This window comes from Shewanella sp. Scap07 (assembly GCF_013394145.1).
Lineage (GTDB): Bacteria > Pseudomonadota > Gammaproteobacteria > Enterobacterales > Shewanellaceae > Shewanella > Shewanella waksmanii.
The window spans coordinates 1,344,582-1,369,342 of sequence record NZ_CP041329.1; the positions used below are offsets into that span (position 1 = coordinate 1,344,582).

Here is a 24,761-nt window from a genome sequence, read left to right on the forward strand (position 1 = left end):
TTTTCTAATATAATTGTTAGCAGATGTGTATTATTGCGCAGAAAGTTGACGAATCTGTATATAGCGACTACCGCGAGGCTAACGGGCTTTATCCTAGCGGCTACTCGCGATGTCAGTCGCTAATTGTACAATGTGGTTTCGGTCTAGCTCAGGCCTATTCGTCAAAAAATAGCCCCAGTAGTTCATTGACGAACATGCTACCTTTTGCGGTTAATTGCCAATGTTCACTGCTCACAGTCACTAAGCCTTTAGCTTGTGCTTGCTGCATGGGTTTTATTATTGATGCCGCCGCTAAGCCGGTACGTTGCTCAAACTCTACTTTAGGGATCGCGGCCATTAATCGAAAGCGATTCATTAAGTACTCTAGTGCACGATCGTTAAGTGCTATTTCACTCTTATCAAATAGATAATCTTGCTCAGACAAGTAGCCCTTAGGGTGTTTAACTTTGACCGTTCTAAATAGTTGTTGTTGGCTCAAGTCGGTAATTTTGCCGTGGGCACCACAGCCGATGCCGATGTAGTCTCCAAATTGCCAATAGTTGATGTTATGACGACATTGGTAGCCAGGTTTTGCATAGGCGGATATCTCATATTGTTGATACCCAAGCTCTGCCAACTTCTTCTGACCCTGCTCGTAAATGTGCCACAATGCTTCATCGTCAGGCAGCTGCGGTGGTTTAGAGTGAAACAGCGTATTAGGCTCAATGGTGAGCTGATACCAAGACAGGTGCGGTGGGTTTAGCTCTGCTGCTTGCGCGATGTCAGCCATGGCTTGCTCGTAGCTTTGATTGGGCAAACCATGCATCAAATCTAAATTAAAGCTGTTAAATCCCGCTTTATGCGCCTGTTTAGCGGCAGCTTGGGCTTCGCCTTCATCATGGATCCGACCGAGCAAGTTAAGCTTATCTGTGGCAAAACTCTGTACGCCAATTGATAACCTGTTGACGCCAGCACGCTGATAAGCGGCAAGGTCATCATGCTCTAAGGTGCCAGGGTTCGCTTCCATGGTAATTTCGATACTGTCTTCAAAGACAATTCGTGCCTGTACGCCATCGAGTAAGCGTTTGATTTGTTGAGCATCAAATAGCGAAGGCGTACCACCACCTATGAAGATTGAGTGCAATTGACGGCCTTGAACGTAGGCTAAGTCTTGGTCTAAGTCTTCAAGCAGCGCGTCGACATATTCCTGTTGCGGTAACTCACCGTGTTGACCATGGGAGTTGAAGTCGCAATAAGGGCATTTTTGTACACACCAAGGAATATGGATATACAGACTAAGTGGTGGCAGTGTTAACATTAGCCGAGCACGCCTTTAGCTTGCATCTGGGTGAGTAAAAGCTGCATGGCTTTACCACGATGACTGAGCGCATTTTTTTCATCGCTAGTTAATTCGGCAGCGGTACAACTGTGGCCTTGAGGAATAAAAATTGGGTCATAACCATGGCCATTATCGCCGGCAACCTTAAAGCCTATTTCACCTTCCCACGAGGCTTGGCAAATGATGGGCGTTGGATCAGCGCTATGGCGCATATAGACCAGCACACACTGGAAGCGGGCGCTACGGTTCTGTTTTTCGTCGGCAATGGCATCGAGTAGTTTCATATAGTTGTCGCTGTCTTTGGCGTTTTCACCACCATAGCGAGCTGAATAGATGCCTGGTGCACCATTGAGCAGGTCAACTTCAAGTCCTGAATCGTCTGCAATGGCAGGCATGCCGGTGACTTCAGCGGCGTGACGCGCTTTGATAATAGCATTTTCAACAAAAGTGGTACCGGTTTCGGCAACTTCAGATACGTTGAACTGGCTCTGTGGCATGACTTCAATGCCAAACTCAGCCAATATTTCTGAAAACTCTTTTAACTTGCCTTTGTTACCGCTAGCTAACACTATTTTTTTCACAATCATCACCTTTCGGGCCACATTTTAGCGCGCCATGATACCCAAGGATGGCTGAAAACGGTAGTGAAGAAAACAATCAAGGCAGCTTAGCTGCCTTGATGGATCACTCTACATAAAATTTCTGTTTGAATTTGAGCTGGGTATTGAGCTCGTTGTCATGCTTAATGGCAATTTGAAAGTTGATTTCTTGATCGTCACGATAAGGTACTTCAGCAATATAGTAGATGGCATTGCCTTCACGTATCTCTCTAAAGTTCAGGTTTATTCGTGCATCAAGCAGGTTATTGGCTATTCCTGATATCTCTACCGGTACCGCAGGATGACCTTGTAGATTATTTTGCAGCACCGAGATATTGATAATACCGGTATAACTGCTGCGTTTAATGCCATAGGTTTTGGCAATGGAGGGGGTTAGAAAGGTACTGCCTAATGCCACGTAGTGGATGTCAAAGTTGCCGACGACTTTTTTTTGTTCTGCTAGCGCATTGGGGCTATAGGTAATAACCAGTAAAAGGGTTGCGATCAGTAAACGTACCATAGTGATACTCCTCGGTTGGCGCTTTTATCAAGTATAGGGGATAGCGCGGATTCGATCTTGTTTTGCTGTATTTTGTTACGTTTTATTCAATTGATTTATGGGTGCAGCCATTGCGCAATCACGGTTGGTATTTGCTTGGGGGCAATCACTTCCACTTGTTTATGGCGCCCAAGTGAGCCTTTGGTAATCGTGATAGCTGATTTAGGCACCTTAAAGGCTTTAGACAGCCACTTAGTGAGGTGGGCATTAGCCTTGCCATCTATGGGGGGCGCAGTGATGGCTACTTTTATCTCGTCCCCATGCAATCCCACCCACTGGTCACGACTGGCTTTAGGCTGAATATATAGCTTGAGCAGCAAGTCACCTTGCTGCTCAATTAATGCTGCCACTATACGTTAGCCCAAAACGGCACATACTGACTGAGCAATATGTTGAGGAAATTAAGGATTATCATCATAACGAGTAGCGATAAATCTAAACCACCCATTGGCGGTAATAGTCGGCGAATGGGTGATAACAGTGGCTCTGTTAGTTGACCCATAACCATTTCAATTGGGTTATGCCCTTGGCTGACCCAACTTAAAATAGCGCGGATGATTAACATCCAGAAAAGTAACACCCCAGCCTCTTTTATTACTGACACGATAGAGATGATCAATATGGTGACAATGTCGATGTTGGCGCCAGCCATTAAGCTTAAGATCACAAACTTAGCCACGACCACTAATAGCGCTAGTACGACTGAAGCGGTATCTAAGTTGCCCAGCGATGGCAGTATTCGGCGCATCGGTGCGACAATAGGGTGGGTTGCTTTAACGATAAATTGGCTAAACGGGTTGTAAAAATCAGCGCGCGCCAGTTGTAACCAAATGCGTAAAATTACCACCATTAGGTATAGATCAAATAGGGTGCTGACTAAAAAACTAAATGCGTTCATTGTTGGTCTCTATTATTGGTCAGGGATCAATTAATATTGCTTGGCCATCTCTTCTGCTCTGGCAATACAGTCATGCATTGCATTACGCACAATACCACGCAAATCGGCTTGTTCAAACGCTGCAACAGCCTGTGCTGTTGTACCGCCTTTTGATGTCACATTCTCTCGCAGCTGGGCTGCACTGAGTTGTGGGTTTTGTTTAACCATTGCAGCCGCTCCCATTGCGGCCTGTTGTACAAGTGCTCTTGCAGCTTGTTCATCAACGCCATCTTGCTTGGCGCTGTCAATCATCGCTTCCATCATAAGGAAAAAATAGGCAGGAGAGCTACCCGCTAATGCTATAACTTGATTGAGCTCATCTTCTTGATTCACCCAAACGACTTCACCGCCACTAGCCATAAGCTGTTCTACATAATCTTTGTCGCTTTGAGAGACCTTGTCATCAGCGAAAAGCCCGGTCATGCCGACGCCTATTTGCGTGGGGGTATTTGGCATGGTGCGCACTAACTTAATTGGCTGGTTAAAGTAATCTTGATAACGATTGGCAGTGACCCCTGCAGCAATGGTAATCACCAATTTGTCAGTCATATCGAGCTGACTTAACTGCTGACAAACGCTTTCCATTAGGTGCGGTTTAACACATAACACAACCACATCAGCTTCTGCTGCGGCTGGTAGGTTATCATTAGAGGTTTTAATGCCCAGTTGTTGAGACAATTTATCCAGCTTGGCTTGGCTTGGGTTCGTTGCATGGATGAGTTGTGGGTTATAGCCACTTTTGACCAATCCACTCGTTATGCTGCTGGTCATGTTACCTGCGCCGATAAAGCATATCTTTTTCTGTATCATTATTGCTCTCTAAGCTCCTGCCTATGAGGGGTAACAAGCATTCCTACCGGGCGCTAATTACCAGTCATCTTACTAAATTGTTGTCGAGTTTAACTCATTTAGCCGCTGGGCGGCACATTAGGAATAGTCTCGTGCGCCAAATATCGCTGTGCCAATGCGTACCATGGTAGAGCCGTGGGTGACCGCCGCTTCTAAATCGTTACTCATCCCCATTGAAAGCGTATCAATACTGGAATGTTGCTGCTGCAATGTTTGATACAGGGTTTGCATGGCGCTGAGCTCATGTTGTTGCTGCTCGGGTGAGCATTCGGCACTGGGAATCGCCATAATGCCGCGCAGACACAGGTTAGGCAGCTCTTTGATGTCACTGGCCAGTTGCAGTGCTTGTTCGACACTGCAGCCAGATTTGCTGCTTTCGTTACTAATATTAATTTGAATACAGACATTTAGCGGTGCTTTTCCCGCTGGGCGCTGTTCGTTCAAGCGCTTGGCGATTTTATCCCGTGATAGCGTATGCATCCAGTCAAAATTTTCGGCGACAATTTTACTTTTATTTGACTGCAATGGGCCAATGAAATGCCAAATGATTTCAGGGCATTGTGTGGCTAACTGCTTAACCTTTTGTTCGCCTTCTTGTACGTAATTTTCACCAAATTGGCGCTGCCCAGCGGCATAAGCGGCTTGGATTTGCGAAATCGGCTTGGTTTTGCTGACTGCCAGTAAATGAATATCGCTTGGATCTCGCGCTGCTTTTTGCGCCGCTTGGGTAATTCTTAGGTGGGCGTTAGCCAGTCTGTCTGCTATTGTTGTCATGATGTAAGTTTTTGGTTGAATGGATGTCCCGAACTATGGAAATCACAGAGTTACTTGCCTTTAGTGTAAAACACAACGCTTCAGATCTACACCTTAGTGCTGGCGTTTCGCCAATGATACGTGTTGATGGTGAAGTCAGAAAGATTAATCTGCCTGCTTTAGATCATCAAGGCGTACATAGCTTAGTCTATGACATTATGAATGATAAGCAGCGTAAAGATTATGAAGAACATTTAGAGATAGATTTTTCTTTTGAAGTGCCTAATTTAGCACGATTTCGTGTCAATGCTTATAATCAGTCTCGCGGCGCTGCAGCCGTTTTTCGTACCATTCCCAGTGATATTCTTAGCTTAGAGCAATTAGGTGCTCCGGAAATTTTTAAGAAAATCTCTAGTTACCCGCGTGGTTTAGTACTGGTTACCGGGCCTACTGGTTCTGGTAAAAGTACCACTTTGGCGGCGATGATTGATTACGTGAATGAAAATCGCCATGACCACATTCTGACTATTGAAGACCCGATAGAATTTGTACACCAAAACAAGCAATGTTTGATTAACCAACGTGAGGTTCATAAGCATACCCATAGCTTCAATGCCGCACTAAGAAGCGCATTACGTGAAGATCCCGATGTTATTCTAGTGGGTGAGATGCGTGACCTTGAAACCATTCGTTTGGCGATGACCGCAGCGGAGACCGGTCATTTAGTATTCGGCACCTTGCATACCACCTCAGCGGCAAAAACCATTGACCGTGTGGTGGATGTTTTCCCTGAAGGTGAAAAAGGCATGGTGCGGACCATGCTCTCTGAGTCATTGCAGGCGGTGATTTCGCAAACCCTGATTAAGAAAGTCGGCGGTGGTCGAGTGGCGGCTCATGAAATTATGATGGGTACCCCCGCGATTCGAAATCTAATCCGTGAAGATAAAGTTGCGCAGATGTATTCGGCGATTCAGACCGGTATGGCTCATGGCATGCAAACACTGGATCAATGTCTGCAAAATCTAGTCAATCGTGGCCAAATCACCCGCGAAGATGCCATGCAGAAAAGCGCGAATAAGCAAACGACATTTTAAGTAGGAAGATAATATGGATGTCCTCCCATTTTTAAAGGTAATGATTGAGCGCAAAGCGTCTGACTTATTCATTACTGCGGGCTTTCCACCTAGTGCAAAAATTGATGGTGAACTAAGACCGTTAGCGGAAAACCCATTTTCACCTGAGCAATCGCTAGCGTTTGTTGAGTCGCTAATGACAGACGTGCAAAAACAGGAGTTTCATGAAAGCCGTGAATGTAACTTCGCTTTTGCTGCGAAAGATTTAGGGCGTTTTCGTGTTAGTGCATTTTGGCAACGAGAGTCGCCAGGGTGTGTGATGCGTCGTATCGAAACCCAAATTCCTTTGGTAGACGACCTCAAACTACCGCCTATTTTGAAAGACTTGGTGATGAGTAAGCGTGGTCTGATTATTATGGTTGGTGGTACCGGTACGGGTAAGTCAACCTCGCTGGCTGCACTGGTTGGTTACCGCAACTCTAATGCCCGAGGGCACATCTTAACCATTGAGGATCCGGTTGAATTTGTCCACGACCATCGCAAAAGTATTATTACTCAGCGTGAGGTCGGCATCGATACTGACTCATTTGATGCCGCGCTTAAGAGCTCTTTGCGCCAAGCGCCCGATGTGATTTTGATTGGTGAGATCCGTACCCAAGAAACCATGGAGTTTGCGTTATCGTTTGCTGAAACCGGGCATTTATGTATGGCAACCTTACACGCCAACAACGCCAACCAAGCGCTGGACCGCATCATGCATTTAGTGCCAGAGAATAAGCATCAGCAATTGTTATTTGATTTATCTTTGAACTTGCGCGGCATTGTTGCTCAGCAGCTCATTCCCAAGAGTGATGGCAGCGGCAGGCGTGCAGCCATTGAAGTGCTGATTAACACCCCGAGGGTTGCCAGCTTAATTGCCAAAAATGAGCTGCACGTGCTGAAAGAAACCATGGCTAAATCAAATGAGCAAGGAATGCAGACATTTGACCAAGCTTTACTACAGTTATATAGCGAAGGTGAAATCTCCTACGCAGATGCACTGCATCACGCTGACTCGCCTAATGACTTGCGTCTGATGATTAAGCTGCAAAATTCAGACTCACCGAGTTCAGGTTTTATGGAAGGGGTAACCCTAGACCTCGACTAGTTGCAATATAGTCGTATGAAGTTAAGCAGGCAGTCGCCTGCTTTACTTTTTTTGTATGCAAAGTGACGGATAAAAATTCCCTCACAAGGATGAGTGATCATGAAAACACGCACCAAACCTACTCCAAAACTGCATCACTTTTGGCGGTTATGCCTATTGGGCATGGCGTGCTCTGCAACCCAAGCCAATGCCATTCCGATCAATGATGAATGGGATGTGGGTGGCGCACTTCGAGTTAACTATGGTTGGAAAGATTATGATAACGACGATTCAATTGAATTTGAGTTATTTCGAGTCGATGTCAACTACCAGTCAGATATCCTCTATGGTTCTGCCCAGTATCGCTGGTACAAAGATATTGATGTTATCCACCATGCGTATATTGGCTACAACATTGATAAGCAGAATAAAATTCAGTTAGGGGTGACTCAAGTCCCTTTTGGTTTGCTGCCTTATAATTCGCACTCTTTCTGGTTTAGCGCTAATTATTACCTTGGTTTTGAAGATGATTATGATACCGGTTTCCACTGGATACATGATCGCGGCGATTGGCGTTGGGATGTGGCTTACTTTATCAGCGATGAATATGCTGACGGCACTGAGTTTGACCGTTACTCGTTTGATGTGGCAACCACCGCCGAAGCGCCTTATGAAGAAGCGGGTCAGGTTAATTTACGCGGTGAAAATATTATTAAATCTGGTGATGCCACCCATAAAATTGGTGGGTCGTTACAATGGCAGCAACTGGAATATCAGCCAAACACGGTAGGTGCAGATCCCGGTGAGGATATTGAAGGTTATGCTGGAGCAGTGCATTGGCAAATGGATTGGCAGCAATGGCAAACACAATTGCAGTACATGCGCTACCACTATGATACGCCGGCAGATAAGCGCATAGCATTATCTGCATTTGCTTTCCCCTTTGAGATAGCAAATGAAGCTGATGTGGTAACGGCAAACATTGCTAAAGGCTTTGACGTTGATTGGGGCCCAATCACTCACCTCAATTGTTATAACGACTACAGCCAAATCTTTGTGTCAGGTCAAGGTCAAGCAGACTCGATTCAAAACGTCACGGGTTGTGCGATTACCGCTGGCAAATTTTATTCATACGTGGATTGGATTGCTGGTAACAATATGTGGTTTATTAATGGACCCGGTATCGGTATTGATGAAGGTGAGCAGCGCTGGAGTTCTCGCCTGAACGTCAATATTGGTTTTTATTTCTAAATACCGTACGCCATTGATTAGAAATGCGCTTTGTTATGATCCAAATAGTGCGGTTACACGTATCGACACTTAACTAATTAAGGAGTCGTTATGAAAAACCGCATTATTATTTCAAGCTTATTGGCCTTGATGGCTGTGCCGAGCGTATCCGCCCAAGGGCAGTGTCCCGCCTTTTTAGATGTTACTGCTAGAAAACTGCACTCAGAGAAGCAGGTCGATTTGTGTAAATTGACTGAGGGTAAGCCGGTGTTAATCGTCAATACCGCCAGCAACTGTGGCTACACATCGCAGTTTAAAGGGCTAGAGTCATTACATAAAACCTATAAAGACCAAGGGCTGGTGGTACTGGGCTTCCCATCTAATGATTTCAATCAAGAAGAAGCTGAAGAGGTTAAAACCGCCGATGTATGTTACATCAACTATGGCGTCACTTTTACCATGCTAGCGCCAGGAAAAGTTAAAGGTCAGGGCGCACAAAGCGTTTTTAACCACCTTTCTGCACAAACCAGCGAGCCAAATTGGAATTTTAATAAGTACTTAGTCAGTGCTGATGGTAAAGTAGTGCAAAAATTTAATTCGAGTGTTAAACCTGATTCAGATGCCCTTGTTGAGGCGATAGAGCAGCAACTATAACGTCGTATGGTGCGTATTAAGGAGATAAGTTGAACAAGTTTGTTGGAATGACCAAAGAGCAAGGCCACCAAAAAAGAGCCAAAGTGGCTGTGTTATTAATGAACTTAGGCACGCCTGATGCGCCAACTGCTGCATCGGTTAGAACTTACCTAGCAGAGTTTTTATCCGATCCGCGAGTGGTTGAGATCCCCAAACTGCTGTGGATGCTAATTCTACACGGCATTATATTACGGGTAAGGCCCGCCAAATCTGCTGCACTATACAAAGAAATTTGGCAGCAAGATGGGTCACCTTTAATGAGTATCACTCAGGCACAAACCAATAAACTGCGCGAGCAAATAGGCAGCGACACTGTTTTGGTCGACTTTTGTATGCGTTATGGCAATCCGTCGGTCGATGAAGTGTTAAATCGTCTCCATCAACAAGGCGTGGATAAAATTGTCGCGCTGCCACTTTATCCTCAGTATGCGGCGCCCACCACCGGCTCTGCTTTTGATGCCATTAGCAAGGTGTTAACTAAGTGGCGCTTCTTACCCTCTTTGCACTTTATCAATACATATCATGACAACAGCGATTACATTGATGCCTTAGCAGCGTCAATCCAAGCTGATTTTGACAAGCATGGTAAGCCGCAAAAGCTGGTGTTGTCATATCATGGCATGCCTGAGCGTAATCTTCACCTTGGCGATCCTTATTACTGCTACTGCAAAGTCACCACCCGTCTTGTGGTAGAGAAGCTTGGCTTGAGCGAAGATGAGTACATCACTACTTTTCAGTCTCGATTTGGTAAAGCTAAGTGGCTGGGTCCTTATACCGATGCTACGCTGGAGGGGCTACCTGAAAAGGGCGTCAAAGATGTCGCCATTGTCTGCCCAGCCTTTAGCAGCGATTGTCTAGAGACCTTAGAAGAAATTGAATCAGAAAACCGAGAAGTGTTTGAGCAAGCTGGTGGTGAGCACTATCGCTATATTGCTGCGCTCAATGACGGCGACAGTCATATTAAGATGATGGCTAATTTGGTTAAACCCCATCTATAAGCCAATTTTGCTAAAAAAAAGCAGCCATTTGGCTGCTTTTTTATGTTTTAGCGACGGCAATTAGTATTGGTTTTCAAAATAGCTTTCAATGATTAATACTGCAGACATAGAGTCGACTTGGCCCTTGGTCAGTGCTTTGTAGCCACCAAATTCAAACAACCTAGCTTTCGCATCTGCGGTCGTTAGGCGCTCATCTTGGGTGGCTATTTTGATGCCAAAGCGACCATTAATACGATTAGCGAACTTACGGGCTCGCTGGGTCATCTCTTGCTCAGTACCGTCCATATTAAGCGGCAGGCCGACCACGACTATATCTGGCTGCCACTCTTCAATAAGTGCAGCGATCTCCTCCCATTTTGGGATGCCATCATTTGCCTTAAGCGAGGTGAGAGGTCTGGCACTGGCGGTAATCGCCTGGCCAATAGCAACACCAATACTCTTAGTGCCAAAATCAAAGCCCAGTACTGATTGGGTACCCATGTGTAAATCCTAATGGCTATTATGCGTTCAATAAAACGGGTTGAGGCCGCAGCTAGGCTCGGCCTGATTGATGTGATAGTTGCCAAACATCGAACCCTAGCGATTGGGTGGCTTGTTGCCAACGTTCGTCGTGGGCAATGCTATAAAGAATATCGGCGCTGGCGGGAATTGATAACCAAGAATTGTCGGCAAGCTCTTGCTCTAACTGGTCTCGGCCCCAACCTGCATAACCTAAGGCGACAATATAATGCTGCGGTGATCTGTCTTTTCCGAGCGCGGCAAGCACGTCCCGAGAGGTGGTAAGCATGACTTCATCGCTAAGCTGTTCGCTGTTACTCCAATGAGGTTGCGGCGTATGTAATACAAAGCCACGTTCAGGGTTAACCGGACCGCCAACCAACACCTTAGTTGATAAAGACGGCTGCATATCAGCACTATCATCAAGTTCCATCTGCTTGAGGAGTTCTTCCACCTCAACGCCAATAGGGCGATTTATCATTAACCCCATCGCACCTTTTTCATCGTGTTCGCAAATATAAATTACTGAACGCTCAAAAAAAGTGTCTTGCAGTGATGGCATTGCAATCAGTAGGTGATTCTGCAAACTTGTCATTTTAGGCGCTGTCAAAGGATTAGCCTCCAGCCAGTTTTACCGTATAGTTGAGCTTTTCTAGTAAGACTTTGAGCTGCTCGCGATTGTCGGTTTGCACTTCAATATTAAAATCTTTAACCGTGCCACCGCAGCCACATTGCTTCTTTAGCTTCTGCGCTAACGCCTTGAGGGCTTTTTCGTCTAGCTCCAAACCTTTAATCACAGATACACCTTTACCTTTACGGCCTTTGCTATCTTTGTGGATACGGATAATACCGTCTCCTTTCGGTGCTGATTTCTGGGTTTTCTCGGGAGCAATTTTTCCACCGTCTGTGCTATAGACCAGGGAAATATTCGGATCAATTCTCATTATTTACACACTTGTGGTATTGAGTTATTTCAAGTTTAACAAACTCAGTGACACTATGGGAGAAAGGGCAAAAAAAAGACCACCTTGGGTGGTCTTAATGGCGTATCGATCAATTTGCAGGGAGATCGGTTTGCGAAACTAGCGTTAGCTTAGAGGTTAACGAGTAAAGCAGCGATTAGTGCCACACTGGTTAATCCTGCGCAGGGGAGGATGAAACGGCGCAAAGTAGGCAATGCAATACTGCAAGCAGAAAGTACAAATCCAAGTGCAACAATATCAAACATTGAGGTTTGACTGTTTAGCTGAGTCACTGCAAACCAAGCAAGCATAATGACCGGCAGCAATAATAGTGACAGCTGTTTGGGTAGCTCACTGTGTTTTTGCGTCTGTTGATCGCTGACTTCTTTAGGCCCAAATAGGAATATAGCGGTCGCGATGGTAAAAGCTGCAATGAACCAAGTCATGATAATTCTCTATAAATAAACTAACTGATAATCATTATCATTTACATCTTTGCTGAAGTCAAGCTGAATAAAAGTGATATAGTTCTAAAATAGAGTTGTAGATCATAAAATTGCTCTGTAAGCTCTTTTTTATGAATTAGGTGTCAGACCTAAGTTAGGGATTAATAGGAGTGAAAGTATGAAAAAGTTAATCGTGTTGGCGGCAGCATTAGCGCTGACGGCTTGTAGTTCGTTAAAGACCAGCTCGGATTATGATCCTCAAGCTAACTTTGCAGACATTAAGACCTATGCTTGGGTTGAACAAAAAAGTAAAGACGCCACCTACCATTTAGATGGTTTGATGGACCAACGTGTCCGCGCGGCTGTTGATAGCAATATGCAGCTCAAAGGGATCAGTAAATCTGATGCCGCAACCGCCGACATTTTGGTTAATTACTTAACCAAGGTCGATAAAAAAATCAATGTAGATACCTTTAATACTAGCTTTGGCTACAATCCATACTATGGCCCAGGTTGGGGTTATGGTGGCAACATGCATACTCAAACGACAGTCCGTGAGTATGAAGTGGGTACACTGATTCTAGATATGGTTAATCGTGAAACAGGCAAACTTATCTGGCGTGGCTCAGTGGCTGATACCATTCGTGACAAGAATACCCCTGAAGAGCGTGTTGAAGTGATCAACAAAGCTATCGGTGAAATGATGCTTAACTATCCGCCAATGCCTGGCACTAAATAGATAGCAAGTTATTGTTATTTAAGAGCGGCTTAGGCCGCTCTTTTTGTTTTCCATTCCCAGCGATTTTGTGATCCACAAACCAATTAGACCAAAGTCCAAGATATCTGTTTTTACTGCCAATGCTATGCTGCCACTCTAGTCATATAAGCGGTAGATTGAGGCAAACGTGGAAGGTTTCTTACAGCAGTGGTTTCATCATTATCAAAAAGGTGAAGGTGTCGAGGTTAGTGAACTCAGTGAGGCGACCCAAACTCACTGGCAGCAGTTGTTAAACCAGCTCAAGGCTGGCGAGTTGGACAGTTGGCAAAATTCTCCGCCCGGTCGCTTATCACTAATTTTACTGATGGGCCCAGTGGCACATATTCTAAATGATGAGCAGTCACACCACTTACAAAGTCGAGCCCATAAATTGTGCGTCAGTGGGGTAGATCGCGGTTTTGATACTCAGTTAAACCCAATTCAACGGCGCTGTTTTTACGACCCACTTTTTTATTCAACACGTGCCGAAGACCGCGCGCTATTAATTAAGTTGCTCGATGGGATGCAGTTTCAGGTTGAGCACGCAGTGCGTCCCGCATGGTCTAATTGGTACCAACAAGCTTCGGTCAGCTGAAGCTAACCGTTTACTGGCTAGTTTGCATCATCAAACGTAGTTGGCGGCGCAGTTCATTACAAGCTGCGTTGCCAGAACCAATATGTTGAATTACATCAATATTCGCTGTCCAATCTAGTCGCTGAAAGCTGGCGGGGAGCGAGCAAACCTGTTTAGCCTTAAGCGCTTCTTGCATAATATGTTTGGGTACAATCCCCCAACCGAACCCGCCTTTTATCAGTTCTGCCAGCATATAGTAGTTGTCGGCAAACCACACATCGGGCGAATGCTGAAGGTTGTACTGACTTGGGTTACGGTCGCGAGCGCCAATCACCACTTGTCTAAATAACTTCAGTTGGTCGAGATGGGCAAAATCACCCTTTGCAAGTGGATGGTTAATCGCCACCATCAAGTCAAATTCTATGGTGCCTATTGACTCAAATTCAATGAGCTCTGGGTAAGTCAATTCACTCACAACCAGCCCTACATCAGCACGTTGTTGGCGAACCAATTGAATAATGTCATGGCTCGATGCATTGAGAAACTCCAATTCGATGGTAGGCCATGCTTGTGCGAAAGCGTTCAAGTACTGCGCCAGTTCGGCATAAGGTACGCCTTCATCCAGAGCTAAGGTCAATGTTTGTGGTTGAGCAGCGTCCAAACTGTGCAATTGCTGAGTTAAACGACGATGTTGCGCTATTACCGCCTTAGCTTGTGGCAGCAGCGCTTTGCCTGCGTGGGTGAGTACCGGGTAACGGCCACTTCGATCAAACAGCTGTTGGTTAGTATCTATCTCTAATGTGATGATATTTTGGCTTATCGCCGATTGTACTTTGCCTAGCTTTCTCGCTGCTGCAGAAAAGGATCCAGCCTCAACGGTTGCGACAAACGCACTGAGTTGTTCAATGGTAAACATATCACTAAACCTGATGGTATCTAGTTTTTATTCATCTTATTTGTGAATGATAATAGCTGCAACAACAAATGCAAACCTAGGAATAACCCATGAACAATAAACAGAGACTGACACATGCGCTGCTATTTGAATTTTTCGCATTGATTATTGTTGTGCCTTTGGCAACGTTTTTCGCACAAAAAGAAGCGGGTGACATGCTGGTGGTTGCTGTAGGCCTGAGCATTTATGCTGTGGTCTGGAACTATTTCTACAACATCATTTTTGATCGCTACTTTGGCGAGCAACGTGCTAGCAGAACACTGGCGACCCGTTTGATACACACTGCCGGTTTTGAGCTTGGCATTATTGTGGTGACCCTGCCGGCGGTTGCTTGGTTCCTCGGGATTTCTATGCTGTCGGCGTTGATGCTCGAAGCTGCATTTTTAGTATTTTTCTTCTTTTATGCGATGATTTTTAATGGAATTTATGACCGTATAACTGCGCCTAATACGGCTGCAATAGCTAAAATTGCTACAGTGAGTCATAAATCTGGCCACTAATATCAACCAGCGATGCTAATTTGCTATTTAGTCTTTGAGAATAGTTAAGAATGAGGATAAAATGCCGCCAATGTGAATAATGTTGGCGGTTTGTTGTGTTTTTGGCTGTATGACAATGCATAATTACAGGCTAAGTGCGCACTTTAAATCCCTCTGAAATTGTTTATTGACGCGCTTTAGTCTATATAAGGCTTAGGTATTAATGCCTTAGACGGAAAATGGATGATATGAAAACGCCTGCTGTGGTAGTTTTTGCTGTAACAATGCTGTGCTACATTCCGCTTACATTTGCTTGGCAAGATAGTGATGGCGATGGGGTGCCAGATGCCAAAGACGCCTGCCCTGGCACGCCGGCCGGTGTTGTTGTCGATGCTGCAGGATGCAAGCGGGAGTCGCAACAAGCACTATGTTTAAAAACCCGTGCTGGTGATTTATTTCCCAAGACATGCCAACAAATGACGGCATTATCAATCCAGTTTGCGTTTGCTAAAGCTGATGTGGCGATGTCGCAATGGACAAAGCTTGCACTCGTCAATCGGTTTCTACAGCAGCATGATGTGTCATTAGCGCTTATTGGCTATACCGATAATGTAGGTGAGTCACAGTTTAATCTGAGTTTGTCAAAGCAGCGCGCAGCCAACATAAAAGCCGTATTGGTTGAGGATTTTGGGCACGACCCAGCAAGGCTAACCATAGATGGGATGGGAACTGAACATCCTGTTGCCAGCAATGATACCGAGCTCGGGCGAAGCTTGAATCGTCGAGTGGAATTTGTAGTAGAGACAAAATAGATTTTAATCGAGTATTTTAAGGGAGTAATAAATGGATAATATTGAAAGTTTACTTGAGCAAGCGCCTGATTTGATTGTGGCCTACGGGTTGAAAGTCTTGTTTGCTCTGGTCATTTTCCTAGTTGGTAAATACCTCGCCAATGTGGCCAAGAAGGTTTCTACCAAGTTAATGAACAAGCGTAAGCTTGAGCCGACAGTCGTGTCGTTCATTGCCAACATGGCATGGGCGGTTGTGTTTGTATTTACTGTGATAGCGACACTTGGGCAGATTGGTATTCAAACAGCATCCTTGGTTGCTGTTCTCGGTGCTGCGGGCCTTGCGGTTGGTTTAGCGCTGCAGGGGAGTTTGTCGAACTTTGCCTCTGGTGTGTTGATGATTATCTTTCGTCCATGCCGTGTGGGGGATTATGTTGAGGCGGCTGGTGTAGCCGGTACCGTCAATGAAATCACCATTTTCTCAACCAAGCTACTTACGCCAGACAATAAAGTGATCATTGCGCCTAACTCATCAGTGATGGATGGCACTATTATCAATTATTCAACGATGGATAAGCGCCGTATCGATTTTGTAATTGGTGTGTCATACGATGCCGATCTTGCACAGACCAAGCAAGTGCTAACAGCGGTGATTGAGAAAAATGCCTATGTATTGAAAGATCCTGCCTATACCATTGCGTTGTCAGAACTTGCGGACTCGTCAGTTAATTTTGTTGTCCGTCCATGGGTTAATGGTAGCGATTATTGGCCAGCCTATTTTGAAATTTTAGAGCAAATAAAATTAGCTTTAGATGAAGCGGGTATCGGTATCCCATATCCTCAGCTTGATCTGCACGTAAAAGAAACGCCTGCGGCATAAGCCTATAAGGTTAAAAAAGGTCGACGTGATGTCGACCTTTTTTGTATCTATTGAGTTGCGATTGACCGAGCTAATGAGCTAGCCGCGACTGGCTTACACCTAGTGGCTTGCACTTAATGGCTTACATTTAGTGGCTAATATTTAATGACTTATATTTAGTGACTTATATTTAGTGGCTTACACCTAGTGGCTGTGCTGATCTTCTTGCTGATAATTAAACTGTGGAATAGACCAGCGATAGTGCAGCGCTATCATTCTAAAACCAAATCCAAAACTTAAGCTCACAGCTAAGTTTATCCACTCGGTCACACCAAAAAACTTCATAGTCACGTATAAACTTGCCGTACTGAGAGCCACCAAAGCATAGAGTTCTTTTTTGAACACTAACGGCACTTGGTTACATAAAATGTCTCGTATGATCCCGCCAAAAACACCCGTCACCAACCCCATTACGATGGCGACAACCGGGCTATATCCCAGCTGTAAGGTCTTTTGCGCGCCAACAATCGAAAACACTGCCAAGCCCAATGCGTCAATCGTTAAAAACAGTTTAGATAGGTAGCGCATTACCGGGGCAATCAGTACGGTTAGCAATGATGCAAAAGCAATGGCAAGTAAATAGTGTGGGTTCTCTATCCAAATGATGGGGTAGTGCCCAAGCAACATGTCGCGTAAGGTACCGCCGCCAATTGCTGTTGCGCAGCCAATAATGACAACACCAAATAGATCCATTTGGCGTCTACCTGCGCTGAGCGCGCCGGTCATCGCTTCGGCAATAATGCCGATAAGCCAAAGCAGGCTGATAAATTTTAGTTCCATGATATTACTGCTCACCAATATGCGGCTGCAGATTCTGCCTCATTGCTATGGTTTCTGACTAGTGTTTTTATTCTATTTTGCATTATATTTTCTAATCCAATATATGCTCGGCTTAGCCTAACTAATAGAACAATTAGCCAACTAAAACTGAGTTGTTGTGTGAGCAAATTTGATGCTTAACTTTCAAGATGAATATAAAGCGGAGCAGCGGAGCGGGAAAACTTGCAGTCGGTCACTAGAGAGTTGGCTTAACTCGGAGTAGTATGCTTTTTTTACTTTGTGGTACCTAGTAGAGGGTGGAATGATAGATTTTCGCAGTGATACCGTGACGCAGCCGACTCAGGCGATGCGAGATGCGATGCACAAAGCTAGTGTAGGTGATGATGTTTATGGTGATGACCCAACGGTTAACCGTCTGGAAGATCAAGTTGCAGAGCGATTTGGTTTTGATCGAGCTTTGTTTACTTCATCGGGCACACAAGCCAATTTACTCGCCTTAATGGCGCACTGCGAGCGAGGCGATGAGTACATTTGTGGCCAGGATGCCCACAACTATAAGTTTGAAGGCGGCGGCGCGGCAGTATTGGGGAGTATTCAACCACAGCCATTATCAAATCAAGCTGATGGCACCATTGCCTTAGCTGATATTAAAGCTGCGATTAAGCCCGATGATATTCATTTTGCCCGCACTCGATTGCTGAGTTTAGAAAATACCATTGGCGGCAAAGTGCTACCTATGGAATATTTGGCACAAGCTCAGTCGTTGGCGTTTAACCATGGTTTGAAAATCCATCTCGATGGCGCACGTGTTGCTAATGCTGCGGTGGCCCAAGGGGTTGATATTAGCGATATAACCCAACACTTTGACTCAGTCTCAATCTGCTTATCTAAAGGGTTACGCGCGCCAATCGGCTCTATCTTACTGGGTGATGAGCGTTTAATCGCTAAAGCGCGTCGCTGGCGAAAAATGCTCGGTGGTGGCATGCGTCAAGCCGGTATTCTCGCGGCTGCTGCTGAACTTGCAATCACCACTGAAGTCGAACGTTTGGCTGAAGACCATCACAATGCACAGGTATTAGCCAATGAGCTGGCGGCATTATCAGAGTTTGATGTTGATGTGCCCAGCGTGCAAACCAATATGTTATTTGCCCGTGTGGCTGAGCACCTTGATGTGCATCAGTTAGCAACACATCTAAAGCAGCAAGGTATTTTAATCAGCCCAGGTAGAACCTTAAGATTGGTGACCCATGCCGATATTAGCCGCGCTGATGTTGCAACGTTTATTCATCAGCTAAAACAATACTTAAGCTTGCACCGTGGGTAGCGCTGTATAGACAGCGTTACCCGATGCGTGAAATCGTGCGGTAACTTTTGCACTTAGACAACTAGTGACTGTGGTGGTGGCTACTGCCACCTAGGCTTTGGCCATTGCTGCGATAAAACCCTGAGCTACCATGCTCAATAAAGCCCTGATTGATCATTTTTGCGATGAAAGGGTCGGATTCATTGTCGCCAATATCCGCAAAGTCGATATCTCGGTAACCTGTGGCGATAGCATTAAAATCAGCTGCTGTGATTGGCGTAACGTTAGCTAACGTAAAGCGCACCTGATGAGCCGCATTTTGATAGTTGAGAGAGTAGGGCAGTTGCAACTGTGCTATCCACTGCAGCTTAACTTCCTGCGGCTCTGTACTATGGTAATCAGTCACGGTAAAGCATCCTTGATTGTGTTCACTGCCTTTACTGAATTGGGCCAGCATATCAGGTGCGATTAAATGAAACTTTTGCGCTATGTTGGGCACACGATGCAGTGATTTGAGATCGCCACGAGTGTAGGTGACTGAGCGCATATGATTGGCAAAATAGCGGCTAAATTCACCCTGAAGGTTCCACTGTTCAAATACCGAATCATGACTTTGATAGCGAATTGTGTCGTTGAAACGTGTCAGTATAAGTTGATGCTCACCGCCGTCTGAGCGCTGTACTTGGTACGTGGCTTGGTAGGCTTGCGAATTAGCCTGTGTCGGGCAGGTTGCTGTCGAGGACGAATGAGCACTGGCGGTATGGCAAAGTAGTGTTGCTGCCAAAATCAAGATATAACGCATGGTGAATTCCTAGTATTAAGTTAGCCGAGCCACCATAGGTGGCTCGGCTGCAACCAAATTTATTGGGCTGCTTGAGCTTGAGTAACAAGGTTAGTTGCGTGATTCATCACGTGGAAAATGTGATTTTGTTCAACGGTACCTTGGAGTAAATGTGCCCCTGGGCCGCTAGCAAAAATTGCCACATCTTCACCTGCGTGAGTCTCACTTGATAGCGGCACTAAAGCTTCTTGGTGGAAGCCTGCGCTTTGAGTGTCTACATAGTTAAGATCCATACGACCTGCTGCAACATCATAGCCATAACGTTCATCGCCGCCGGTCTCTAGGTTGGCGAATCCACGGCCGTTGGTATAGCCCACTGTAGTGTAAGGCAGGCCATTGTTGTCAGTGGCATTTAACACTGAAGGGGCGCCATTTGCGTCATTACCTTTAACGAGGCCAAGGATTGGGTTGCCGCGCGTTGGGTAGCCCGCAATGGTAAATACATGACTGTGGTCTGCCGTTACCATCAGCAATGTGTCGCTGCTAGAGGTTTTTTCCATGGCAACGCGCACTGCTTCTGACAATGCAATGGTGTCATGTAATGCCCGTGCGGCATTACCCGCGTGATGGGCGTGATCAATACGACCCGCTTCAATAATCAACACAAACCCTTTGTCATTTTTTTGCAAAATGTCGATACTTTTTGCCGTCATTTCTGCCAATGACGGTTCACCGTTTACGCCATCTTCCGTGCGGTCATAGTCATAATCCATGTGTGATGAATTAAACAGGCCTAGAAGGTGGTCAGTAGTGCTGGCGTCCACTGCTAGCAGTTGATCGCGGTCCTGGGTATAGGCCGAATTAACATATTTTGCGGTCCATTCAGCAGTTAGATCACGACCGTCGCTGCGGCGACCAGTGCTACCTTCTGGATCGGTCATGGTATTGGGAATGAAGTTACGGCGTCCGCCGCCCAAAACAACATTGATACCGCTGCCATGATCGTATGCAAGCAGTTGAGAGGCAATATCAGTACAGCCATTGCTCACGGCTTCCTCTGGTAGATCGCTATCATTTTCCCAGTTACGCTCTGGCGCGTGTGCATAAGTTGCCGCCGGAGTTGCGTGGGTCACGCGTGCGGTTGATACTACGCCAGTGGCTAAGCCAGCCATTAAAGCTAACTCTAAAGAAGTGACGAGATTCTGCCCTGAGGTTGATGCGCAGTTGCCGCGTGTGACCCCTTCAGCTTGAGATAGCACACCCACATCGGTTTTTACTCCAGTGACCATTGCGGTCATGGTTCCAGCAGAGTCCGGTGTTTGGCCGTCAACGTTATAAGTTTTGGCTAAGCCTGCATAGGGTAGAGTTTCAAATGACAGTGAGTTCTCTTCACCCATTTGACCTTTCATTTGACCATCGAGTATACGCGCGGCAGTCACTGTCGACACGCCCATGCCATCACCCACAAACAAAATGACATTTTTGGCGGCACCGGCGTTATTGTCGGTTGCCATTGTGTCTGCACGCGCGACTCGGTTTTGGCCGTCAATGTACCAACTGTTCACATTTGTCCAATCTGTGCCGTTGGAGCCATTGCTGCCATCGGTTCCGTTAGTGCCATTGCTGCCAGAAGCGCCAGCGGCGCCGTTGTCACCATCACTGCCACAGGCTGATAATCCTAGGCCTAGTGCTGCGGCAAGGGACAGTACAAGTAAATGCTTTTTCATGTTGTTCACTCCAATTAGTACTTAGTGCCGCCAAGCATTTGTGCTTGGTTGATGATATGGAAGATAACGTTCTGCTCCATGACACCTTGAGCTAGATGTGCACCGGGGCCTGTTGCGTGTAAGCTGATATCTTCACCGGCATGGGTTTCACTGCTGGTGGCAATAAGTGCTTGCTGCTGAAAGTCGGTCGCTTCGGTATCGACGCTGCTTAAATCATCACGGCTGCCGACCACGGCGCCAGGACCATTGGTATAACCTAGTGTTGTGTAGGGTAGACCGTCAGAGGCGGTTGATAATGAACCATCAACACCATGGACTAACCCTAATATTGGGTTGCCGCGTTTTGGGTAGCCCGCGATAGTAAACACGTGGCTGTGATCAGCTGTTACCATGATGAGTGTGTCATCATCACTGGTGGCCGTGACAGCAGCGCTGACGGCGTTGGAAAACTCAACCGTGTCAATTAGTGCGCGTTTCGCATTGCCACCATGGTGGGCATGATCGATACGGCCAGATTCAACAATCAATAAGTAGCCTTGATCATTTTTACTCAGCATTTCAATCGCTTTTGCCGTCATCTCAGTTAGCGAAGGTTCGCCACCGACATCATCTGCACGGTCGGCTTCATATTCCATATGAGATGAATTGAATAGACCAAGGAGGTGGTCGGTACTATCAACATCAATGGCGTCAAAATCAGTTTTGTTCCACACGTATGCGGCATTATCAAAATTCTCTATCCAAGCTTGAGTTAGGTCGATGCCATCATCTCGACGACCCGATTGATTTTCACCATCGGTGACATCGCTAGGGATGAAGTTACGACGGCCGCCACCAAGTGCGACAGTCAAGGCGTTATCTTTGTCACGCATGACCAGCTGTTTAGCGATATCACTACAACCGTTGCTCATCGCTTCATCTGTTAAGTTGCTATCCGCTTCCCAGTTACGCTCTGGGCTGCGGGCATAAGTGGCTGCTGGCGTTGCGTGAGTGATTCTTGCGGTAGAAACCACACCCGTTGACAGGCCTTTAGCATTAGCTAAATCCACCAAAGTTGTCAGTTCGTTGCCTTGAGATGATAAACAGTTGCCGCGCAAGCTGGTATCAGAAACCGATAGAACCCCAGCTTTAGATTTTACACCTGTGACCATCGCGGTCATGGTACCGGCGCTGTCAGGGGTTTGCTGGTTGGTATTATAGGTTTTAACTAAGGCGGTATTATCAAAGTGTTCGAAGCTCAAGAAGTGCTCTTCACCACCTTGGTTACCTTCTAACTGCTGACCTGCGTAGATACGAGCCGCGGTAAGGGTAGAGATACCCATGCCATCACCGACAAACAAAATGACATTCTTCGCTTGTTGTTTGGTTGTGATTTGAGTTTTATCAGCAACACGTTGTGCGCCATTTTTATACCAATCACTGTCAGTTTGTACTGTTGGTAGTACTGCAGCATTGATACCTGCACTTACCAAGCTACATGTGAACAATGCAGCTATTTTTTTATGGTTTATCACTATGATCACCCTTAGGTCGATTGAGGAATATCTAGAGTTAATTCACTAAAACGCACCGATTGTCGGCAAAGTTTGTGACAGATGTGTGCTGTTGTTGTGTCGGTTTTGTGACTTATTTAATAGCTGTTGCAAAATGTTACCCTGTATCATTTTTGATTGTAATCAGAGGTTTAGCGAGATGTGGCTTTGGTTGGAGGTGATTAAAGTGCACCGCAATGGGGCTTCAATGGGCGTTAACTGTGCAGGTTTAATGGGGCAATCATTTATCAACGGCAGAGGAGTGAGCGTGGTTACTGACATTACAAAGAATCGTAAAAACTGGTCATTATTTTGCATACCTCTAAATAGGTATTTAATTTGATTGGAGTCGTTATTATGAAGTACTACAGCCGCCGTTTTATCAAACCGGAACACCTTAACCCTGCCAACGCGCTATTTGGTGGTCAGCTGCTGAGCTGGATAGATGAAGAAGCAGCGATTTTTGCGGCTTGCCAAACCAGTAGCAATAGTATTGTCACTAAGCTTATCTCTGAGATTAACTTTATGACGCCTGCTAGACAGGGCGATGTGTTGGAGTTTGGCTTAGAGCTTGTTAGTGCAGGTAGTTCATCAATTACTGTACGCTGTGAAGTGCGCAATAAAATGACTCATATGCCAGTGGTAGTCATTGATAAAATGGTGTTTGTTTGCGTTGATGAGCGGGGCTTACCTAAGCCGCACGGCTTAAGAGCGAATGTTGCGTGAAGGCATGTAAAAACTAAAAAGGGCTTCATATTGAAGCCCTTTTTATGATTAGTGCAGCTTTAAATGCGGGTGAATAATGCGGCTAATCCCCTTGGCAAACATCAGCAGTGTGCCTTTGAATACGCCATGTAACTCAATTAAATGGCGTCGGTATAATGAGGTATAGACAAAGCGAGCAATCTTGCCTTCGACTAAGACCCCGCCGCCCATGAAGGACATCAAGTTACCGACAGTATGGAATTTTGACAAGTTCACCAAAGAACCTAGGTCTTTGTAAACATAGTTGTGTTTTGGTTGCTGACCATCAATCATCAGGCGGATATTGTCTGCTGTCATTAACGCCATTTGTCGAGCTGATTGACCACGTGGTGGCACCCAAGAACCATCCTCTTGGGGGCAAGCTGCACAGTCACCAATCGCAAAAATATGGCTATCGCGAGTGGTTTGCATATTCTGCTTAACCATTACCTGATTAATATGGTTACTCTCTAGTCCACCGATCTCATTGAGAAAATCTGGCGCTTTTACCCCAGTAGACCAAATCACCATATCTGCAGGGATAAACTCTTCAGTGGTGGTATGCAGACCTTCAGGCGTCACGGCATCAATACGGGTATTGGTGCGCACGTTAACGCCAATGGCGGTCAGTTCTTTGGCAACAGAGTCAGAGATTTCGGTTTTTTCTACCTTAGGTAGAATACGTTGATCTGCTTCAATCAGGGTAACTTCGAGCAAACTCGTATCTATTTTATACCCAAAGCCACGCAGCTGGTCGACGGCATGGTGCATCTCTGCAGACATCTCAACCCCAGTCGCTCCAGCGCCAACAACAGCAATTTTGATCTTTTCGTCCAACTGGTGGTGACTGGCGTAGCGCATGAACTTATTTAGCAGCATGGTGCGAATTTCCATAGCTTGTTCAGTGCTGTCGAGGAATACACAATGATCACGCACGCCTTCAATATTAAAGTCATTGGCAATACTACCAATAGCAATCACTAAATAGGTGTAATCAATTCGGCGCGCTGGTAGCAGTTCTTCACCATCCTCATCGAGAATCGGCGCTAAAATGACCTGCTTATTCTCGCGGTCAATATCTGTCATTGCTCCTTGCTGGAAGTGATAGCCGTGAGCGGCAGCGTGACCACGATAACTGATAGCATCAATTCCGATATCAAGTGCACCGGTGGCAACCTCGTGGAGCAAAGGTTTCCAAACATGGCTTTCAGCACAATCGATAAGGGTGACCCGAGCTTTGTTCTTTTTGCCGAGTTTATGTCCTAGTTTGGTGGCGATTTCCATTCCACCTGCGCCACCACCAACGATGACTACATTGATCATTTCCTGCATGGACTGCGTGTTCCTATCGATAGAGGAGTGAGATAAATATTTAGTTTAG

29 protein-coding genes are annotated in these 24,761 nt (G+C 45.8%); 12 read left to right on the plus strand and 17 right to left on the minus strand.

Annotated features, from left to right (window positions below):
* Window positions 1-154: 154 nt before the first annotated feature.
* The 7 genes from hemW to FLM48_RS05955 form a co-directional block, all read right to left on the minus strand.
* Window positions 155-1,297 carry a radical SAM family heme chaperone HemW gene (hemW, locus tag FLM48_RS05925; protein ID WP_179024018.1) on the minus strand — a complete coding sequence of 381 codons (1,143 nt, stop codon included), beginning with the start codon at window positions 1,295-1,297 and terminating at the stop codon, window positions 155-157.
* Window positions 1,297-1,899 (minus strand): RdgB/HAM1 family non-canonical purine NTP pyrophosphatase, encoded by a 603-nt coding sequence (gene rdgB / locus FLM48_RS05930; RefSeq protein WP_179024019.1) that lies wholly within the window; start codon window positions 1,897-1,899, stop codon window positions 1,297-1,299. Before rdgB ends, hemW begins: the two co-directional genes overlap by 1 nt.
* A 103-nt stretch (window positions 1,900-2,002) precedes the next feature.
* Window positions 2,003-2,437, minus strand: a complete 435-nt coding sequence (locus tag FLM48_RS05935; RefSeq protein ID WP_179024020.1) for a DUF4426 domain-containing protein — start codon at window positions 2,435-2,437, stop codon at window positions 2,003-2,005.
* 95 nt (window positions 2,438-2,532) lie between these two features.
* Window positions 2,533-2,826, minus strand: coding sequence for a DUF167 family protein YggU (gene yggU / locus FLM48_RS05940; protein ID WP_179024021.1), 294 nt, complete (start codon window positions 2,824-2,826; stop codon window positions 2,533-2,535).
* Complete coding sequence (locus tag FLM48_RS05945) at window positions 2,826-3,374, minus strand: YggT family protein (protein WP_179024022.1); 549 nt, start codon at window positions 3,372-3,374, stop codon at window positions 2,826-2,828. The genes yggU and FLM48_RS05945 overlap by 1 nt, the downstream gene beginning before the upstream one ends.
* A gap of 30 nt (window positions 3,375-3,404) precedes the next feature.
* Window positions 3,405-4,223, minus strand: a complete 819-nt coding sequence (proC, locus tag FLM48_RS05950) for a pyrroline-5-carboxylate reductase (RefSeq protein ID WP_028772615.1) — start codon at window positions 4,221-4,223, stop codon at window positions 3,405-3,407.
* Window positions 4,224-4,340: 117 nt separating this feature from the next.
* Complete coding sequence (locus tag FLM48_RS05955; RefSeq protein ID WP_179024023.1) at window positions 4,341-5,036, minus strand: YggS family pyridoxal phosphate-dependent enzyme; 696 nt, start codon at window positions 5,034-5,036, stop codon at window positions 4,341-4,343.
* A 35-nt stretch (window positions 5,037-5,071) separates the two neighbouring features.
* Here FLM48_RS05955 and FLM48_RS05960 point away from each other — a divergent pair, with 35 nt between their 5' ends.
* The 5 genes from FLM48_RS05960 (at window position 5,072) to hemH (ending at window position 10,135) form a co-directional block, all read left to right on the plus strand.
* Entirely contained in the window at window positions 5,072-6,109 is a 1,038-nt protein-coding gene (locus tag FLM48_RS05960) for a type IV pilus twitching motility protein PilT (protein ID WP_028772617.1), read from the plus strand.
* Between the two features lie 13 nt (window positions 6,110-6,122).
* A complete protein-coding gene (locus tag FLM48_RS05965) occupies window positions 6,123-7,235 on the plus strand; it encodes a PilT/PilU family type 4a pilus ATPase (protein ID WP_028772618.1) in 1,113 nt (370 codons plus the stop codon).
* A 99-nt stretch (window positions 7,236-7,334) separates the two neighbouring features.
* Window positions 7,335-8,465: a hypothetical protein gene (locus FLM48_RS05970; protein WP_256871063.1), complete on the plus strand. Its 1,131-nt coding sequence runs from the start codon at window positions 7,335-7,337 to the stop codon at window positions 8,463-8,465.
* A gap of 90 nt (window positions 8,466-8,555) precedes the next feature.
* Window positions 8,556-9,098 carry a glutathione peroxidase gene (locus FLM48_RS05975; RefSeq protein WP_179024024.1) on the plus strand — a complete coding sequence of 181 codons (543 nt, stop codon included), beginning with the start codon at window positions 8,556-8,558 and terminating at the stop codon, window positions 9,096-9,098.
* A gap of 29 nt (window positions 9,099-9,127) precedes the next feature.
* Complete coding sequence (gene hemH, locus FLM48_RS05980; protein WP_179024025.1) at window positions 9,128-10,135, plus strand: ferrochelatase; 1,008 nt, start codon at window positions 9,128-9,130, stop codon at window positions 10,133-10,135.
* 60 nt (window positions 10,136-10,195) lie between these two features.
* Here hemH and ruvX read toward each other — a convergent pair whose 3' ends face one another.
* The 4 genes from ruvX to FLM48_RS06000 form a co-directional block, all read right to left on the minus strand.
* Window positions 10,196-10,615: a Holliday junction resolvase RuvX gene (gene ruvX, locus FLM48_RS05985; RefSeq protein WP_179024026.1), complete on the minus strand. Its 420-nt coding sequence runs from the start codon at window positions 10,613-10,615 to the stop codon at window positions 10,196-10,198.
* A 52-nt stretch (window positions 10,616-10,667) separates the two neighbouring features.
* Window positions 10,668-11,228, minus strand: coding sequence for a YqgE/AlgH family protein (locus tag FLM48_RS05990; protein WP_028772623.1), 561 nt, complete (start codon window positions 11,226-11,228; stop codon window positions 10,668-10,670).
* Window positions 11,229-11,247: 19 nt separating this feature from the next.
* Window positions 11,248-11,577 (minus strand): stress response translation initiation inhibitor YciH, encoded by a 330-nt coding sequence (gene yciH / locus FLM48_RS05995; protein WP_179024027.1) that lies wholly within the window; start codon window positions 11,575-11,577, stop codon window positions 11,248-11,250.
* A 149-nt stretch (window positions 11,578-11,726) separates the two neighbouring features.
* Window positions 11,727-12,041, minus strand: a complete 315-nt coding sequence (locus FLM48_RS06000; RefSeq protein ID WP_028772625.1) for a hypothetical protein — start codon at window positions 12,039-12,041, stop codon at window positions 11,727-11,729.
* Window positions 12,042-12,219: 178 nt separating this feature from the next.
* On the opposite strand from FLM48_RS06000, the gene FLM48_RS06005 reads away from it, so the two are divergent.
* On the plus strand, window positions 12,220-12,780 hold the full coding sequence (locus FLM48_RS06005) for a DUF4136 domain-containing protein (RefSeq protein ID WP_028772626.1): 561 nt from the start codon (window positions 12,220-12,222) through the stop codon (window positions 12,778-12,780).
* Between the two features lie 166 nt (window positions 12,781-12,946).
* On the plus strand, window positions 12,947-13,393 hold the full coding sequence (locus tag FLM48_RS06010) for a DUF924 family protein (RefSeq protein WP_179024028.1): 447 nt from the start codon (window positions 12,947-12,949) through the stop codon (window positions 13,391-13,393).
* 10 nt (window positions 13,394-13,403) lie between these two features.
* On the opposite strand, the gene FLM48_RS06015 is transcribed toward FLM48_RS06010, so the two are convergent.
* A complete protein-coding gene (locus FLM48_RS06015; protein WP_179024029.1) occupies window positions 13,404-14,288 on the minus strand; it encodes a LysR family transcriptional regulator in 885 nt (294 codons plus the stop codon).
* Window positions 14,289-14,377: 89 nt separating this feature from the next.
* Between FLM48_RS06015 and FLM48_RS06020 the strand changes: the two genes are divergently transcribed.
* The 3 genes from FLM48_RS06020 to FLM48_RS06030 all read left to right on the plus strand — a co-directional run bounded on the left by FLM48_RS06020 (window position 14,378) and on the right by FLM48_RS06030 (window position 16,474).
* Window positions 14,378-14,827: a PACE efflux transporter gene (locus FLM48_RS06020; RefSeq protein WP_179024030.1), complete on the plus strand. Its 450-nt coding sequence runs from the start codon at window positions 14,378-14,380 to the stop codon at window positions 14,825-14,827.
* A gap of 218 nt (window positions 14,828-15,045) precedes the next feature.
* Window positions 15,046-15,618 carry an OmpA family protein gene (locus FLM48_RS06025; RefSeq protein WP_256871064.1) on the plus strand — a complete coding sequence of 191 codons (573 nt, stop codon included), beginning with the start codon at window positions 15,046-15,048 and terminating at the stop codon, window positions 15,616-15,618.
* A gap of 31 nt (window positions 15,619-15,649) precedes the next feature.
* Window positions 15,650-16,474, plus strand: a complete 825-nt coding sequence (locus FLM48_RS06030) for a mechanosensitive ion channel family protein (protein ID WP_179024031.1) — start codon at window positions 15,650-15,652, stop codon at window positions 16,472-16,474.
* A 183-nt stretch (window positions 16,475-16,657) separates the two neighbouring features.
* On the opposite strand, the gene FLM48_RS06035 is transcribed toward FLM48_RS06030, so the two are convergent.
* A complete protein-coding gene (locus FLM48_RS06035) occupies window positions 16,658-17,296 on the minus strand; it encodes a trimeric intracellular cation channel family protein (protein ID WP_028772631.1) in 639 nt (212 codons plus the stop codon).
* A gap of 298 nt (window positions 17,297-17,594) precedes the next feature.
* Here FLM48_RS06035 and ltaE point away from each other — a divergent pair, with 298 nt between their 5' ends.
* Window positions 17,595-18,617 carry a low-specificity L-threonine aldolase gene (gene ltaE / locus FLM48_RS06040; protein ID WP_179024032.1) on the plus strand — a complete coding sequence of 341 codons (1,023 nt, stop codon included), beginning with the start codon at window positions 17,595-17,597 and terminating at the stop codon, window positions 18,615-18,617.
* Window positions 18,618-18,678: 61 nt separating this feature from the next.
* On the opposite strand, the gene FLM48_RS06045 is transcribed toward ltaE, so the two are convergent.
* Genes FLM48_RS06045 through FLM48_RS06055 form a run of 3 tightly spaced genes read right to left on the minus strand, consistent with a single transcriptional unit; the run spans window position 18,679 to window position 22,615 of the window.
* Window positions 18,679-19,398, minus strand: coding sequence for a hypothetical protein (locus FLM48_RS06045; protein WP_179024033.1), 720 nt, complete (start codon window positions 19,396-19,398; stop codon window positions 18,679-18,681).
* Between the two features lie 59 nt (window positions 19,399-19,457).
* On the minus strand, window positions 19,458-21,104 hold the full coding sequence (locus FLM48_RS06050) for an alkaline phosphatase (protein ID WP_179024034.1): 1,647 nt from the start codon (window positions 21,102-21,104) through the stop codon (window positions 19,458-19,460).
* 14 nt (window positions 21,105-21,118) lie between these two features.
* Window positions 21,119-22,615, minus strand: a complete 1,497-nt coding sequence (locus tag FLM48_RS06055; RefSeq protein ID WP_179026284.1) for an alkaline phosphatase — start codon at window positions 22,613-22,615, stop codon at window positions 21,119-21,121.
* A 378-nt stretch (window positions 22,616-22,993) separates the two neighbouring features.
* On the opposite strand from FLM48_RS06055, the gene FLM48_RS06060 reads away from it, so the two are divergent.
* A complete protein-coding gene (locus FLM48_RS06060) occupies window positions 22,994-23,362 on the plus strand; it encodes an acyl-CoA thioesterase (protein WP_028772636.1) in 369 nt (122 codons plus the stop codon).
* Between the two features lie 48 nt (window positions 23,363-23,410).
* On the opposite strand, the gene FLM48_RS06065 is transcribed toward FLM48_RS06060, so the two are convergent.
* Window positions 23,411-24,712: an NAD(P)/FAD-dependent oxidoreductase gene (locus tag FLM48_RS06065; RefSeq protein ID WP_218645330.1), complete on the minus strand. Its 1,302-nt coding sequence runs from the start codon at window positions 24,710-24,712 to the stop codon at window positions 23,411-23,413.
* Window positions 24,713-24,761: the final 49 nt, after the last annotated feature.

Bases quoted from the DNA above. Each gene is read 5' to 3' on its own strand.
- proC (WP_028772615.1), bottom strand. From the start codon at position 4,223: ATGATACAGAAAAAGATATGCTTTATCGGCGCAGGTAACATGACCAGC.
- hemW (WP_179024018.1), bottom strand. From the start codon at position 1,297: ATGTTAACACTGCCACCACTTAGTCTGTATATCCATATTCCTTGGTGT.
- ltaE (WP_179024032.1), top strand. From the start codon at position 17,595: ATGATAGATTTTCGCAGTGATACCGTGACGCAGCCGACTCAGGCGATG.
- FLM48_RS05970 (WP_256871063.1), top strand. From the start codon at position 7,335: ATGAAAACACGCACCAAACCTACTCCAAAACTGCATCACTTTTGGCGG.
- FLM48_RS06045 (WP_179024033.1), bottom strand. From the start codon at position 19,398: ATGCGTTATATCTTGATTTTGGCAGCAACACTACTTTGCCATACCGCC.
- FLM48_RS06065 (WP_218645330.1), bottom strand. From the start codon at position 24,712: ATGCAGGAAATGATCAATGTAGTCATCGTTGGTGGTGGCGCAGGTGGA.
- FLM48_RS05990 (WP_028772623.1), bottom strand. From the start codon at position 11,228: ATGACAAGTTTGCAGAATCACCTACTGATTGCAATGCCATCACTGCAA.
- FLM48_RS06030 (WP_179024031.1), top strand. From the start codon at position 15,650: ATGGATAATATTGAAAGTTTACTTGAGCAAGCGCCTGATTTGATTGTG.
- FLM48_RS05955 (WP_179024023.1), bottom strand. From the start codon at position 5,036: ATGACAACAATAGCAGACAGACTGGCTAACGCCCACCTAAGAATTACC.
- FLM48_RS06005 (WP_028772626.1), top strand. From the start codon at position 12,220: ATGAAAAAGTTAATCGTGTTGGCGGCAGCATTAGCGCTGACGGCTTGT.
- FLM48_RS05960 (WP_028772617.1), top strand. From the start codon at position 5,072: ATGGAAATCACAGAGTTACTTGCCTTTAGTGTAAAACACAACGCTTCA.
- FLM48_RS06060 (WP_028772636.1), top strand. From the start codon at position 22,994: ATGAAGTACTACAGCCGCCGTTTTATCAAACCGGAACACCTTAACCCT.
- FLM48_RS05975 (WP_179024024.1), top strand. From the start codon at position 8,556: ATGAAAAACCGCATTATTATTTCAAGCTTATTGGCCTTGATGGCTGTG.
- FLM48_RS06020 (WP_179024030.1), top strand. From the start codon at position 14,378: ATGAACAATAAACAGAGACTGACACATGCGCTGCTATTTGAATTTTTC.
- ruvX (WP_179024026.1), bottom strand. From the start codon at position 10,615: ATGGGTACCCAATCAGTACTGGGCTTTGATTTTGGCACTAAGAGTATT.
- FLM48_RS05935 (WP_179024020.1), bottom strand. From the start codon at position 2,437: ATGGTACGTTTACTGATCGCAACCCTTTTACTGGTTATTACCTATAGC.
- FLM48_RS06025 (WP_256871064.1), top strand. From the start codon at position 15,046: ATGGATGATATGAAAACGCCTGCTGTGGTAGTTTTTGCTGTAACAATG.
- FLM48_RS05965 (WP_028772618.1), top strand. From the start codon at position 6,123: ATGGATGTCCTCCCATTTTTAAAGGTAATGATTGAGCGCAAAGCGTCT.
- FLM48_RS06015 (WP_179024029.1), bottom strand. From the start codon at position 14,288: ATGTTTACCATTGAACAACTCAGTGCGTTTGTCGCAACCGTTGAGGCT.
- FLM48_RS06050 (WP_179024034.1), bottom strand. From the start codon at position 21,104: ATGAAAAAGCATTTACTTGTACTGTCCCTTGCCGCAGCACTAGGCCTA.
- yciH (WP_179024027.1), bottom strand. From the start codon at position 11,577: ATGAGAATTGATCCGAATATTTCCCTGGTCTATAGCACAGACGGTGGA.
- FLM48_RS05945 (WP_179024022.1), bottom strand. From the start codon at position 3,374: ATGAACGCATTTAGTTTTTTAGTCAGCACCCTATTTGATCTATACCTA.
- FLM48_RS06000 (WP_028772625.1), bottom strand. From the start codon at position 12,041: ATGACTTGGTTCATTGCAGCTTTTACCATCGCGACCGCTATATTCCTA.